Raw genomic sequence first — 12,704 nt, forward strand, 5'->3', positions numbered from 1 at the left:
GGCCGTAATAATGCCCAACGTGCCAAAAACAACTGCAGTCGACGAATCGCTTGCAGTGGATAAATTAATCGAGCTATTCAATGCGATTTTTAGCGCAGAGAATACTCGTTTGGTTCGCGGTGAAGGAGAGCCAATTTATATGCCTGCAGATGCAACGAATCCCTATCATAGAATAGAGTTTGCCCACGGTTATTTCAGTAGCGCATTGCATGAAATTGCACATTGGTGTATTGCCGGTCGCGCGCGCCGCAAGCTTGTTGACTATGGGTACTGGTATTGCCCAGATGGTCGCAATGCAGAGCAGCAAACTGAGTTTGAAAAAGTCGAAGTTAAGCCACAGGCGCTGGAATGGGCATTTAGTGTCGCGTGTGGGCGGCGCTTTGGTGTCAGTACCGATAACTTAAACGGCATTGAACCTGATCGTTTTGCCTTCGCTCAGCAGGTGAAGAAACAATTGGCAAACTACCTTCAAGACGGTTTCCCGCTGCGTGCCCAACGATTTATTAAGGCGTTGCAACACTACTATCAAACACCGCCATTAACCTTAGAAAATTGTCTTGAACTGAGCAAGGATTTAGCCGATGCAGCGAAAGTTTAGACTGGGTTTAATTATTAATCCGTTTGCCGGTATTGGTGGTGCGACGGCGCTAAAAGGCAGTGACGGCAAAGCCACACGCGAATTAGCGTTGGCTAAGGGCGCAATACCGCTTGCCAATAGTCGCGCAGCTGTGGCGCTGGAGCGCCTAAAACCATACACAGATAAATTGCAAGTTGTTACCGTGAGTGGTGATATGGGCGAGCGAACGGCGCGCGATTTAGGTTTTAACGTTGAGGTAATATACACCCCGATAACGCCGCAAACAGAAGCCCAAGATACACAAGCAGCAGCACAACGGATGCTGAAAGAGCACATTGATGCTCTCGTCTTTGCTGGCGGTGACGGCACTGCGACCGATATTTATCAAATCATTGGCGATTCTCTCCCTGTATTGGGGATCCCGGCAGGATGTAAGATTCACAGTGGCGTTTATGCCGTATCACCGAGCGCTGCCGGAGTAGTGCTGGAAAAACTGGTCAAGGGTGAGTTAGTCAGCGTAAAAGACGCCGAGGTTCGCGATATTGATGAAGTTGCTTTTCGGCAAGGCCAAGTTATTGCAAAACATGTTGGTGAAATGCAAGTGCCCGAGGAGCTGCAATATATTCAAGCAGTTAAAATGGGGGGCAAGGAAAGTGACGAATTATTGCTCATGGAATTTGCTGATTATCTGCAAGAGCTATTCGAAGAGTTCCCCGAGCATATGTTTGTCATTGGTTCAGGTTCAACCATTGCGGGTGCTATGCAGAACATTCGGCTAGAAAGTACGCTACTCGGTGTTGATTTAGTGTATGCGGGTAGCGTCATTGGTAGTGATCTTTCAGCACAGGAATTGCTCACCGCAATAGGTGAAGCACCGGTCAAAATAGTAGTTACGTTGATCGGCGGGCAAGGGCATATTTTAGGGCGTGGAAACCAACAGATTTCGGCCCCACTAGTACGCCATGCGGGACAGCCAAATATTATTGTGATAGCCAGTAAAAATAAGCTACAGGGGCTACAAGGAAGACCTATTCAGGTTGATACCGGAGATGTATCTCTGGATCAAGCATTAAGCGGAACAATTCGCGTAACCACAGGATATCGCGATCATGTGCTTTATCCTGTTGCCGGAGCGATTGCGCCAACCACTGAGTAAATTTGACTCTTGCTTGCACAAATTAGGTCAACAATGCGCGGTAAATAAATGAGATGGGAATGTTAGAACGAAAAGTTGAGCAAATTGAGGCAAAGTTGCTAGATGCAGTTAATAATGCAGATGACCATGCGCTGTTTATTGCCAGTTACCTGCATGGTCATTTCGATATTGTCGTTAGCCAAACAGAGCAACTTGCAAACGCGAATGTAGAGCATTTAGATGAATTTATGCAGCAGAGTTTGCAAACTGCGTTTGATAATCATGAGCTGGCGGCTGACGAGCAGCGTCAGGTATTTACCCTCTGGCAGTCATTAATCAGTGCGCCTAATTAAGCGGCAATGACTTGCCGCTATTCACATAGCAGAGCGCTTTACTTCACTGGATTATCACCGCAATTGGCTGCAAACCAACGAATAAGGGCGACCATTCAGTTTGGCTAACTTCTTGCTTACTTCTCAGTAGGTAAGTTAATCAGAACTAGGCTTATGTTATTAATCGCCCCGAGTAAAAAGCAAATCCTGCTTGCAATATGCAGTCTGTATGTTTTGTCAGGTTGCTCACAAACGCCAGATGAAATCACAGCAGTGCCAGATAATGGGATTTCTTCAGCCTTAGGGAATGTTGAATTACATACTCATCAGTTGGCCAATGAATTGTTCAGCCGTGTACGCAATAACCGTAACTCTCGGTACGCGGTGGTTGGATTCGTTCCTGTAGATACCCTTCAATACAACCCCGACGCACAGAGTCCACTGATGTATCTGGGGCACCAATTAGAGCAGGGTATGATGACAGAAGCGGCGCGCCGCGGGTTTATCACTCAAGAGTTTAAGCTTTCCAACGATATATTAATAAATGATACGTCTGATCGTGTATTGACTCGAGATATCGAGCGCTTAAGTTCATCTAACTCGGTGGATTATTACATTACTGGGACCCTGGTGTACCAGCAAGAAGGCGCAATAGTTAATGCGCGGATCATCAACGCGCAGAATAAAGATGTGATTGCGGCAGCGACACGCTTTTTCCCCGCGGAACTTTTTTGGCAGCGAGAGCAAGTGACTACACGTAACGGCATGATCTATCGTACCGAGGCGAGTTTATGAGTTGCCGGAAGAATGCAGTAAAACGAATACAAAATGGTGTTTTTATGAAGAGTACAGCACGCAGTTGGGTGGCAATTACGGCACTGGTATCAATCATCAGCGGATGCTCGATGTTTAGCTCAGAGCAAGAGACGACCGCTATGCAGCGTGTTGGTGATACTCCCTCCAATATGCAAGTGATTGACATTACAGGATTTCAACCAGAGGAAACTGCAACTGCAGAGAGTGTAGGTGAGGCTGATAGCTTCGGTGCCTTTGGCCAACCTCCAGTCTATTCCAGTGTACAAGGTGCATACAAAGGGCGCCCATTGACCAAACATATTGGCGATTATGTGAAGAATATGACCCAAGATATGATCAGTAATATGGAGTATATCACGACAAAAACGCCAATTGCGGTAACCCACTTTGCCCTACTCGATAGCGATTTACAGGAAACCAATTTATTGGGCCATCAAATGGCTGAATCATTCGTGCATGAATTACATAAATTTCGGATCCCGGTGATTGATTTCAAAGCCACGGATTATGTGCGCGTAACTGAGCAGGGTGACTTCTTGTTAACTCGAGATTATTTGGAGCTCAGCGCGAACTTACCCATGGAGTATGTGTTGACGGGGACGCTAACTAAACATCAAGGTGGCTATTTGGTTAATGCTCGGATCTTGGGGTTGCGCTCTAAAGCCGTCGTTGCCAGTGCACAGTCGTTGGTTCCTTTTTATGTGGTGGATGCGCTGATCCCCAGCGAACGTCAGTCTGATGAAATGCAGGACGGCGTGAAATTAACGCGAGGGTAACTGTTATGCGTCTTCTCTTAGCTGCAATAGCATTTGTTGCTGTAAACGCATTAATCACAGGCTGTGCGGTAACCGATAAATTTATTGCCGTATTTGATCCGCCTAGTGAAACGAAACAGCCGACTACCAATGAGCAACAGGAAATAGTTTATCCCAACCGCCAGAAAGATTCAGAAAGCTCAGACTTTGCTCCACATTACCAACCCGATAGTCGTGATTATATGATGGCTTCGGGGGCTGACGACGATAGCCTCAATGGTATGCGTGCTCGCAGACCGCAACTTTTCAGCGCAGATACTACGCACAAGTCTATCCGTGAATATGCGGCGCAGTTGGCGATGCAGTTGATGGACCGCGCGGTGGCATTAACTCCGGCAGACTTGGTCGGCGTGGTCTCATTTGTTGAACTTGATGCTTCATTGAATACGTCTAGTCCACTGGGAAATCAGTTAACAGAGTATTTTATCGGCGAGATCCAGCACTTTGGCATCGGCATAGTAGACTTTAAAGTGGGGAACGCTATCAGTGTTACCCCGACTGGCGATTTTATTTTTAGCCGTAATGCTGAACGTTTAGCAGATAAACTTGAGATGAACCACGTGCTGACAGGAACTATGATCCAGCGCAGTCATGGCGTATCAGTCAATGCGCGAATCGTTGCACTGGCTGACCGGCGAGTTGTTGCAAGTGCAAACGTACTGATTCCGGATTTTGTGGTAGCAGAAATTAATCCGTACTTTACTGCACTCCATTAATCGCTTATTCATCTTCACCGCGCTTGATCGACCGAAGCAAGAATCGATTAGGCGCAACAGCGTTGAGTAAATCCTGACTCAACGGCAGCGGTTCCCCAAACAATTCGCTTACCAACCTCTCAGCCATTAATGGCGCAGTAGTAAAGCCTCTGGAACCTAAACCACTGAGCATGTAACACCTTTGTACAGTTGCTGGGTTCTGCCGCGCAGCACGATTACCGCGCTGTAAATAATTCGCGTACTGGAGCTGCTGTGCTGCGTTATCAGGCACAGCGCCAACGATAGGAAGGTGATCAGGCGTAGAACAGCGAATAGCAGCTCGACTGTGACCAGAATGAGTAAAAGAATTAGCCCATTCACATTGTTGTAATGATTTACGATGGGTGGCCAGGTTTTGCGCGGTGTCAGCGGAGCGCAATTCAATAGAAGTATCATTTTTACTGTAGGTTGAACCTAACGCGTGAGAGCCCTTATGCGCAGGAGTTAGATAACCTTTATGGCAAATAACTGTGCGCAAGTGAGCTAATTCCTCTGTACTGCGAAGTGTTTCAACTTGGCCACGAGTGAGGCTAAAAGGTAACTGATTGAGTATCTCAAGATTGGCTGATGTATGTCCGCAAGCAAAAATGAGAGCATCTGCCGATAATGCACTAGTTTCTTTTCCGTTACTAACGTGAATGCGTAATGACTGCTGTTCATCAGGAGCATACGTGTGCTCGAGATAAGTCGTTGAGGTTTGTACAGTAAAATCACACTCTTGACGCACAAAGTCCAGCATTGCTTGCACCAACTCTGGCGGCGACGCCCAACCTGCAGCAGGCAGATAAAGCCCTGAATAGGGGAGGTGGACACCAGCAATCTGCGAGGCCTGTTCAGAAGTGACAGCCTGCACAAGAGCTTGAGGCCAAATATCAGTATCAAGAAGATTCGTTTGGCGCTTGATAACCTCATCGGAAAAGCCAACTTGCAGTACACCACACCACTCATGAGCGAATTCGAAACCCCGTTCAATAAGCGTGTCATACACGTGTCGAGCGTAACTAAAGCTAGCCAACTGGATCCGACTTAAAATACTGGCTTTGGCATGTAATTGCGGATAAATACCTGCCTGCGGATTTCCAGATGCAGCGTCGGCGACGCTATTACCTTGGCAAATCATGGTGACTTTAGCGTTACGCCGTGCCAATGCATAAGCCAATGCAGCACCGGCGATCCCCGCACCAACAATCACCACGTGTGGTCTAGCGCAATCTTCTAGCCCGAAAAGCGGCGTTATATCATGTTGACGACTGCGGACTTTGAGTTCGTTTTCTGGCTCATAATGGCCTGCCAGCATATCTCGCTTACGCCCAAATCCGGGGCGCTTTTCGACACAAAAGCCTGCCGCTTGCAAACCACGTTTAACGAAACCCGCGGCGGTAAAAGTGGCGAATGTCGCATCAGGCGCACTTAACCTAGCCATTTGCGCAAACAGTTCAGGTTGCCACATGTCGGTATTTTTACTTGGCGCAAAACCATCCAGAAACCAGGCGTTAACGTTCGGGATTGGGGCTTCGTCTGGTGCCGCAGTTGACATACTAGCGAAAGATTCAATCGCATCGCCAATCCAAAGGTCAAGGACAATTTCTACCGCTTTAAGTTGAAAGCGCATGCGCTGACAACCAGTGCTATTGAATATTAGTGAAGATAGCAGCGGGGCAGTAAGCGACAAATGTTGGAAACGAGCCAGTGCAGCGCGCCAGTCCTGTTCTGCTAGGGGAAATTTTTCCGTTGAGATGAAATGTAATTGACACAATGGACTGTTAGGATGATTGAGTTTCCAATCAGCAAATGCTTGCGCTGCGATAAGAAAGTTAAGCCCAGTGCCAAAACCTGTCTCGGCGATAACGAATCGGCGCTCTGTGGCTTCGGTCCAGCGCTCTGATAATTGATTATTCGCAAGAAATACATAGTGTGTTTCCGCTTCGCCATTGGCATTGGAAAAATATACATCAGCAAAGTTTTTCGCGATTGGGGTGCCATCGCTATTAAACTCAATATCAGCAAAAGTGCGTTGCAACGGAGTGTCTCAATCAGTATGGTTTAGCGTAATGGAGCGCATGATACCTGTTATTGGGAGAAAATGCTGGTTGTTCAAATGATGGATAAAGAGCAGACCACTTTCGTGCGTCGAAACCATTACTATATGCCGACTTAAAGTAACTAGGTGAAATATGAGAAGAGCAGTAATTACTGGTATCGGCATTGTGTCGAGTATCGGTACCGACCAAACCGCCGTAACCGAGTCTCTTAAACAGGGCAAATCCGGCATAACGTTTTCAGAGCAGTTTGCTGAAATGGGAATGCGCAGTCGTGTATGGGGCAACATTGATATTGATTTGAAAGAGCATATTGACCGCAAGGTTATGCGCTTTATGGGTGATGCAGCAGCTTATGCATACATTGCCATGCAACAGGCTGTTGCGGATTCTGGTTTGACCGAGGAGCAAATATCTAACCCTCGGACTGGTATTATTGCTGGTTCAGGTGGAGCATCTTCGATCAATCAAGTTGCTTCTGCTGACATTCTTCGAGAAAAAGGCGTTAAACGCGTTGGACCCTACATGGTTACCCGCTGCATGGGGTCAACAGTATCAGCGTGTTTGGCAACCCCATTTAAGATAAAAGGCATTAACTACTCAATTTCATCGGCGTGTGCAACCAGTGCACACTGTATTGGTAATGCTTTAGAAATGATCCAGTTAAATAAACAAGATGTGGTCTTTGCTGGTGGCGGAGAAGAGTTGGATTGGACGTTGTCCAGCCAGTTTGATGCGATGGGCGCATTATCTTCTAAATACAATGATAACCCAGCCGTTGCATCGCGTACCTATTGTGCTGAGCGCGATGGGTTTGTGAGCTCTGGTGGCGGCGGTATGGTTGTCGTAGAAGAGTTAGAACACGCATTGGCACGCGGGGCTACGATTTATGCTGAAATCACCGGCTATGGTGCTACATCCGATGGCTATGACATGGTTGCCCCGTCCGGTGAAGGTGCAGTACGTTGTATGCAGATGGCCATGCAAAATGTTGATGCGCCTATTGATTACCTCAACACTCACGGCACCTCGACTCCAGTCGGTGATGTGCAAGAGTTGAAAGCGATTAAACAAGTGTTTGGCGACAAGTCACCACCGATCAGCGCAACAAAGTCACTGACTGGCCACGCGTTGGGTGCGGCAGGCGTTAATGAGGCGATATACAGCCTATTGATGATGAAACATGGGTTTATTGCACCGTCGATCAACATCGATACGCTTGATCCTGAAGCGCAAGGTCTTGATATTGTTACGGCGACTCGAAATTCCGAGTTGAATACCATCATGTCGAATAGTTTTGGCTTTGGCGGCACCAATGCAACCTTGGTTATGTCGCGTTATCGCTAAATCACTCCCATTCGCAAAGTGTTTTTATTTGCGCTAGGTCAAGCAGGGCAATACCACCATAACGGATGCGTATTAGGCCCTGCTGCTCCATTTCTTTAAGCAGGCGATTCACTGTTTGCCGCGATGAATTGATCATCATGGCGAGGGTTTCCTGTGATGCGCTGATATCATAGGTGTTGTGCCCAGCCAGGCGTTGCCCAAAATTACTACTGAGTAACACCAACCGTTTCGCCAACTGCTGCTTTAAGTTTAGGCTTGCCGAGGCATCAATGAAACTGAAGGTATTACGTAAGCGTTGACACAGTAGTTGAGTAAAGTAGTGATAGGTCTCTGGATAGCGTTGTAGTAGTCGATGAAAATCACTACGACTGATAAACGCCAGCAGGGTTTGTTTGTCAGCGTGAGCATCATGGGTTCGACCTAAACCGTCAAACATCGATATCTCGCCAAACCAACTACCAACGTCGAGATACGCTAGCACCATTTGTTTACCACTAGTGTGGATATTGCTGACTTTAACTCTCCCTTCCAATACACAATGAAAGCCGTTTCCGACGTCACCTTTGGCATAAAGTTCTTTACCAGGACTTAAAGTAAGCACTTTAATGCTTTCGATAATGGCATTCTGGACCGTCTCACTCATGGCATTAAACCAAACCGTTGAGCGTAGGGTGGTTTTATGGGCTACTGATAACATAATTGCAACATTGTCGTATTCGCGACAGTTAGTGTGTAAATGTCAGCCTATACTAATCAACAAACAAACCCAAGGTGATTATTATGAATGTACAACAACAAGTCTCAGCAGAAGAGTGGCAATTGCGGGTTGATTTAGCTGCGTGTTACCGCACCGTCGCGCTCTATGGCTGGGATGATCTGGTTTTTACTCACATTTCAGCACGTGTGCCAGGCCCCGAGCATCATTTTTTAATTAATCCCTATGGCTTGATGTTTGAAGAAGTCACTGCCTCTAGTTTGGTTAAAGTTGACTTACACGGTAATAAAGTTATGGATAGCGAGTTCGACATTAACCCTGCTGGATTTACTATTCACAGCGCAGTGCACGAAGCGCGAGATGACGCTAAGTGTGTAATGCATTTACACACTACAGCAGGTATTGCTGTCTCGGTGTTACAGGATGGGCTACAGCCATACAGTCAACAATCATTATTCGCACTCGCCTCATTGTCTTATCATGATTATGAGGGCGTCGCGTTAAATCCTGACGAAAAGCAGCGCTTAGTCGCGGATTTGGGTGATACGAATTTTATGATCTTGCGCAATCATGGTTTGTTAACTTGTGCTGAATCGGTAGCTGATGCTTTTTTAGGGATGTTCATACTCCAACGCAGTTGCGAAATTCAAATTCAAGCACAATCGACCGGACAACCCCTTATCCCAATCCCTGGGCAAATTTTGGCGGGCATCAAAGCCCAAGCTAAACAGGTGACTCGCTCGATGGGTGGTGCGCTCGCGTGGCCGGGCATCTTACGTCGATTGGACAGAGAATCTCCAGGGTATAAAGACTAATGCTATCGCCATCGCTAGTTGAGACCGATGCTAATGCAAATAATGCCTGTATAAAGGGTCATAACATCAGCTATTGGTATCAGCAGCATGCTCATTCGCAAGCGCCGACGCTGGTATTTATACATGGGTTTCCCAGTGCTGCGTGGGACTGGCATAACCAATGGCTGGCGTTTGCAAAGTCGCATTCTCTGCTAGCGATGGATTTACTTGGGTTCGGCTCCTCGGACAAACCCCATCCCTATCACTATTCTTTGCTGGAGCAAGCGAATGTGGTGGATGAGCTATGTCAAGAATTAGGGATTACCAATGCCATTGTTATTGCACATGATTATGGCAACTCTGTGGCGCAAGAGTTGTTGGCACGACAGTTATTGCCTGACCCACAACCGGTACAATCGTCTGCGTTGAGTTTCAATGTAGAGCAGGTAATCTGGTTAAACGGTGGTTTATTTGCAGAGAGTCATCGTCCCTTACTGATGCAAAAACTGCTGAAAAGTCGACTAGGGCCAGCGCTTGCAATGTGTATGTCCAAACGTTCGCTTACGCGTAGTTTTCGCAAGATTTTCGCTCCCCATACGCCGCCTACGCGAGAAACGATTGATACCTTATGGACCTTGCTTCAACGCAATCAGGGTAAAAAAGTGATCCCAAGCCTACTGAGCTACATCGATGAACGAGCCACGTATCGCGATCGTTGGGTCGCAGCGATGCAGTGCCAGGCGGAAATTGATCCTAAGCGTTTAGCCTTTATTAATGGCGTGCATGACCCTATCTCGGGCGGGCATATGCTTGAGCGTTTTCAAGCGTTGTTACCAAATGTGCCCACTGCAGCATTAACTGTCGGACATTATCCACAGCTTGAAGACGCCGAAAAAGTAAATCAGTGTATTAAGCAATTTATCAGTGAGATTTAGCTAGCCATTCGGTAAACTCAGGGCATGAAAATTCTCTATGATGATAACATGCCTTTGGCCGCTGAATGCTTCGCGCAATTAGGCGACGCTGAGGCCTTTGCCGCCGATAACCTTGAGCCAGAAATGCTCAATGACGTGGATGCATTGTTGGTACGTTCAACCACCACAGTCGATGCACAACTGCTTAAGTATGCTAAACGGCTAAAATGGGTAGCTACCGCAACGGCAGGTTTCAATCACTTAGATATTGAATATCTAACTCAGGCAAATATTCCTTGGTATTCCGCTGCTGGATGCAATGCGATAGCGGTAGCAGAATATGTCGTGAGCTGTTTGTTTGTTCATGCCGAAAAAAATGGAGCCGATCTCGCGTGGTTGCGAACGTTGACTGTGGGGATCGTAGGGGCTGGGCATGTGGGCTCCGCGTTAGCCACTAAATTAGATGCTCTACAGATAAATTACATACTTTGCGATCCCCCATTACAGTTAACCCAAGACCCGCGCTCATTTGTTACGCTTGAAGAAATCAAGCTGTGTGATGTTATATGCCTGCACGTCCCCTTCATTAAAGAAGGTAAACACCCAACTGAAAAGCTAATAGATAAGACGTTTTTATCTGCTTTAAAACCATCACAGTTATTGATTAATGCTTGTCGCGGTGGGGTATTGGATGAACAGGCACTGCTGCAGCTGGTTAGTCAGCAAACAGGACCCAAATTTATGTTGGATGCCTGGGAAAATGAACCGCATATTAATTACGCTTTGATTGGGCATACTGAAATTGCCACTCCGCACATTGCTGGGCATTCTGTTGAAGGTAAAAGTCGCGGGACTTTAATGGTTTATGACTGGTTATGTCAGCAACTTGAGGTACCCTCAACGTTGCTTCTCGCAGAGTTACTGCCGCAATTAACGCCGCTAGAATTATCAATGGCAGACTTGGATGATAGAATTATTCAGCGATTGATTTTTTCGCTATATGATAGTCGCGAGGATGATAGGAATTTTCGTGCGGCAATGGCACAATCACACGCGCAGCAGGGTCAGTTTCAACGCTTGCGCAAACACTATTGGCAACGCAGAGAGTTTAGTGCGCTGCCGTTGCGGATTGTTACAGACACGCCGCATCATCCTGTTGTTTCGACGCTCAGTGCGCTGGGTTTCGCAATACAGTTAATATAGACAGTTCCGTAGGAGAGAGCACACACATGTCACAAGCCTTTGATGTAGCCGTGTTAGGCGCAACAGGATTGGTCGGTAAAACGATGATTGAAGTTTTGGAAGAGCGCGGCTTTCCAATAGGAACACTTTATCCGTTAGCGAGCGAACGCTCTGCGGGCGGTACAATCAGCTTTAAAGGTAAAGAAATAGAAGTGCTCAATGCGGATACGTTTGACTGGAGCCAAGTTCAACTGGGTTTCTTTTCCGCAGGCGGCAGCGTTTCTGCGAAATTTGCGCCGATCGCTGCAGAAGCCGGGTGCGTTGTCATCGACAATACATCTCATTTCCGCTACGAGCCCGATATTCCGTTAGTGGTTCCTGAAGTAAACGCGCATGCGCTGGCAGATTTTCGTAATCGTAATATTATCGCGAACCCTAATTGCTCCACAATCCAAATGTTGGTTGCTCTTAAACCGATCCATGATGCTGTGGGTATCGACCGCATTAATGTTTGCACTTATCAATCAGTCTCAGGCGCAGGTAAATCAGCAATGGATGGTCTTGCTCAACAAACCGCTGCGTTAATGAATGGGCGAGAAGTCAATACTGATGGGTTTAGCCGTCAAATTGCGTTTAATGCAATTCCGCAAATTGATGTATTTATGGACAACGACTACACCAAAGAAGAAATGAAAATGGTGTGGGAAACGCATAAGATCATGGGGGATGAATCTATTCGAGTCAATCCCACAGCGGTGCGAGTCCCCGTGTTTTACGGGCATGGAGAAGCGATACACATTGAAGCTCGTCAGCCAGTAGATGCAGAAGACATTAAGCAAATACTTTCTGTTGCCCCTGGAATTACTGTTTACTCTGAGCGCGAAGACTTTCCCACTCAAGTGAGCAGCGCTAGCGGTAACGATAGCGTGCATGTGGGGCGCATTCGAAATGATATTTCACATCCAAACGGCATCAACTTATGGGTTGTTTCGGATAATGTGCGCAAAGGTGCAGCGACTAATAGCGTACAAATCGCAGAAGTACTTATTCGCGATTATATGTAATTGATTTTTTCTACTGGGAACTAGTACCGCGCTTTACGCAGGTTATAGACTTCCTCAATAATACCGACAAATTGTCGATAAAAAGGTGATACGGGAGATCCGTAGCACCTTTTTTTATGCCTACACTATGCTTAGCAAGGCGAATATTGAGATTTTGTCTTCGACTGATACGCAGATTGGAGCAGAATTTGCAGACAAATCGGTGACTTCGAAATTTGA

At 46.8% G+C, this 12,704-nt stretch carries 13 protein-coding genes; 11 read left to right on the forward strand and 2 right to left on the reverse strand.

Annotated features, from left to right (window positions below; translation table 11 throughout):
• The first annotated feature begins 10 nt into the window (after positions 1-10).
• From CSH92_RS06565 to CSH92_RS06590, 6 genes are all read left to right on the forward strand, one after another.
• Complete coding sequence (locus CSH92_RS06565) at positions 11-598, forward strand: elongation factor P hydroxylase (protein ID WP_164084707.1); 588 nt, start codon at positions 11-13, stop codon at positions 596-598.
• Entirely contained in the window at positions 582-1,733 is a 1,152-nt protein-coding gene (locus CSH92_RS06570) for an ATP-NAD kinase family protein (RefSeq protein WP_100656840.1), read from the forward strand. Before CSH92_RS06565 ends, CSH92_RS06570 begins: the two co-directional genes overlap by 17 nt.
• Positions 1,734-1,792: 59 nt before the next feature.
• The gene (locus CSH92_RS06575; RefSeq protein WP_164084674.1) at positions 1,793-2,065 is read left to right on the forward strand and encodes a YfcL family protein; all 273 of its coding nucleotides are present in this window, start codon (positions 1,793-1,795) and stop codon (positions 2,063-2,065) included.
• Positions 2,066-2,218: 153 nt separating this feature from the next.
• A complete protein-coding gene (locus CSH92_RS06580; RefSeq protein WP_100656842.1) occupies positions 2,219-2,839 on the forward strand; it encodes a FlgO family outer membrane protein in 621 nt (206 codons plus the stop codon).
• 44 nt (positions 2,840-2,883) lie between these two features.
• Positions 2,884-3,636, forward strand: coding sequence for a FlgO family outer membrane protein (locus tag CSH92_RS06585; protein ID WP_100657451.1), 753 nt, complete (start codon positions 2,884-2,886; stop codon positions 3,634-3,636).
• Between the two features lie 5 nt (positions 3,637-3,641).
• Complete coding sequence (locus CSH92_RS06590; protein WP_100656843.1) at positions 3,642-4,391, forward strand: FlgO family outer membrane protein; 750 nt, start codon at positions 3,642-3,644, stop codon at positions 4,389-4,391.
• A gap of 4 nt (positions 4,392-4,395) precedes the next feature.
• Here CSH92_RS06590 and mnmC read toward each other — a convergent pair whose 3' ends face one another.
• On the reverse strand, positions 4,396-6,450 hold the full coding sequence (gene mnmC / locus CSH92_RS06595) for a bifunctional tRNA (5-methylaminomethyl-2-thiouridine)(34)-methyltransferase MnmC2/FAD-dependent 5-carboxymethylaminomethyl-2-thiouridine(34) oxidoreductase MnmC1 (protein WP_100656844.1): 2,055 nt from the start codon (positions 6,448-6,450) through the stop codon (positions 4,396-4,398).
• A gap of 154 nt (positions 6,451-6,604) precedes the next feature.
• Here mnmC and fabB point away from each other — a divergent pair, with 154 nt between their 5' ends.
• Positions 6,605-7,816: a beta-ketoacyl-ACP synthase I gene (fabB, locus tag CSH92_RS06600; protein ID WP_100656845.1), complete on the forward strand. Its 1,212-nt coding sequence runs from the start codon at positions 6,605-6,607 to the stop codon at positions 7,814-7,816.
• Between the two features lies 1 nt (position 7,817).
• Here the strand turns inward: fabB and CSH92_RS06605 are convergent, their stop codons facing one another.
• Complete coding sequence (locus tag CSH92_RS06605) at positions 7,818-8,513, reverse strand: Crp/Fnr family transcriptional regulator (protein WP_100656846.1); 696 nt, start codon at positions 8,511-8,513, stop codon at positions 7,818-7,820.
• Between the two features lie 83 nt (positions 8,514-8,596).
• On the opposite strand from CSH92_RS06605, the gene CSH92_RS06610 reads away from it, so the two are divergent.
• The 4 genes from CSH92_RS06610 to CSH92_RS06625 are packed head-to-tail and all read left to right on the forward strand — an operon-like array spanning position 8,597 to position 12,485.
• The gene (locus CSH92_RS06610) at positions 8,597-9,346 is read left to right on the forward strand and encodes a class II aldolase/adducin family protein (RefSeq protein ID WP_420807497.1); all 750 of its coding nucleotides are present in this window, start codon (positions 8,597-8,599) and stop codon (positions 9,344-9,346) included.
• Positions 9,346-10,260 (forward strand): alpha/beta fold hydrolase, encoded by a 915-nt coding sequence (locus CSH92_RS06615; protein WP_100656847.1) that lies wholly within the window; start codon positions 9,346-9,348, stop codon positions 10,258-10,260. The genes CSH92_RS06610 and CSH92_RS06615 overlap by 1 nt, the downstream gene beginning before the upstream one ends.
• A gap of 24 nt (positions 10,261-10,284) precedes the next feature.
• Positions 10,285-11,442: a 4-phosphoerythronate dehydrogenase gene (locus CSH92_RS06620; RefSeq protein WP_100656848.1), complete on the forward strand. Its 1,158-nt coding sequence runs from the start codon at positions 10,285-10,287 to the stop codon at positions 11,440-11,442.
• Between the two features lie 26 nt (positions 11,443-11,468).
• A complete protein-coding gene (locus CSH92_RS06625; protein ID WP_100656849.1) occupies positions 11,469-12,485 on the forward strand; it encodes an aspartate-semialdehyde dehydrogenase in 1,017 nt (338 codons plus the stop codon).
• The last annotated feature ends 219 nt before the right edge of the window (positions 12,486-12,704 follow it).

Origin of the sequence: Neoalteromonas flava (genome assembly GCF_002807685.1) — a bacterium.
GTDB lineage: Bacteria > Pseudomonadota > Gammaproteobacteria > Enterobacterales > Alteromonadaceae > Alteromonas_E > Alteromonas_E flava.

Bases quoted from the DNA above. Each gene is read 5' to 3' on its own strand.
- CSH92_RS06565 (WP_164084707.1), top strand. From the start codon at position 11: ATGCCCAACGTGCCAAAAACAACTGCAGTCGACGAATCGCTTGCAGTG.
- CSH92_RS06570 (WP_100656840.1), top strand. From the start codon at position 582: ATGCAGCGAAAGTTTAGACTGGGTTTAATTATTAATCCGTTTGCCGGT.
- CSH92_RS06575 (WP_164084674.1), top strand. From the start codon at position 1,793: ATGTTAGAACGAAAAGTTGAGCAAATTGAGGCAAAGTTGCTAGATGCA.
- CSH92_RS06580 (WP_100656842.1), top strand. From the start codon at position 2,219: ATGTTATTAATCGCCCCGAGTAAAAAGCAAATCCTGCTTGCAATATGC.
- CSH92_RS06585 (WP_100657451.1), top strand. From the start codon at position 2,884: ATGAAGAGTACAGCACGCAGTTGGGTGGCAATTACGGCACTGGTATCA.
- CSH92_RS06590 (WP_100656843.1), top strand. From the start codon at position 3,642: ATGCGTCTTCTCTTAGCTGCAATAGCATTTGTTGCTGTAAACGCATTA.
- fabB (WP_100656845.1), top strand. From the start codon at position 6,605: ATGAGAAGAGCAGTAATTACTGGTATCGGCATTGTGTCGAGTATCGGT.
- CSH92_RS06605 (WP_100656846.1), bottom strand. From the start codon at position 8,513: ATGTTATCAGTAGCCCATAAAACCACCCTACGCTCAACGGTTTGGTTT.
- CSH92_RS06610 (WP_420807497.1), top strand. From the start codon at position 8,597: ATGAATGTACAACAACAAGTCTCAGCAGAAGAGTGGCAATTGCGGGTT.
- CSH92_RS06615 (WP_100656847.1), top strand. From the start codon at position 9,346: ATGCTATCGCCATCGCTAGTTGAGACCGATGCTAATGCAAATAATGCC.
- CSH92_RS06620 (WP_100656848.1), top strand. From the start codon at position 10,285: ATGAAAATTCTCTATGATGATAACATGCCTTTGGCCGCTGAATGCTTC.
- CSH92_RS06625 (WP_100656849.1), top strand. From the start codon at position 11,469: ATGTCACAAGCCTTTGATGTAGCCGTGTTAGGCGCAACAGGATTGGTC.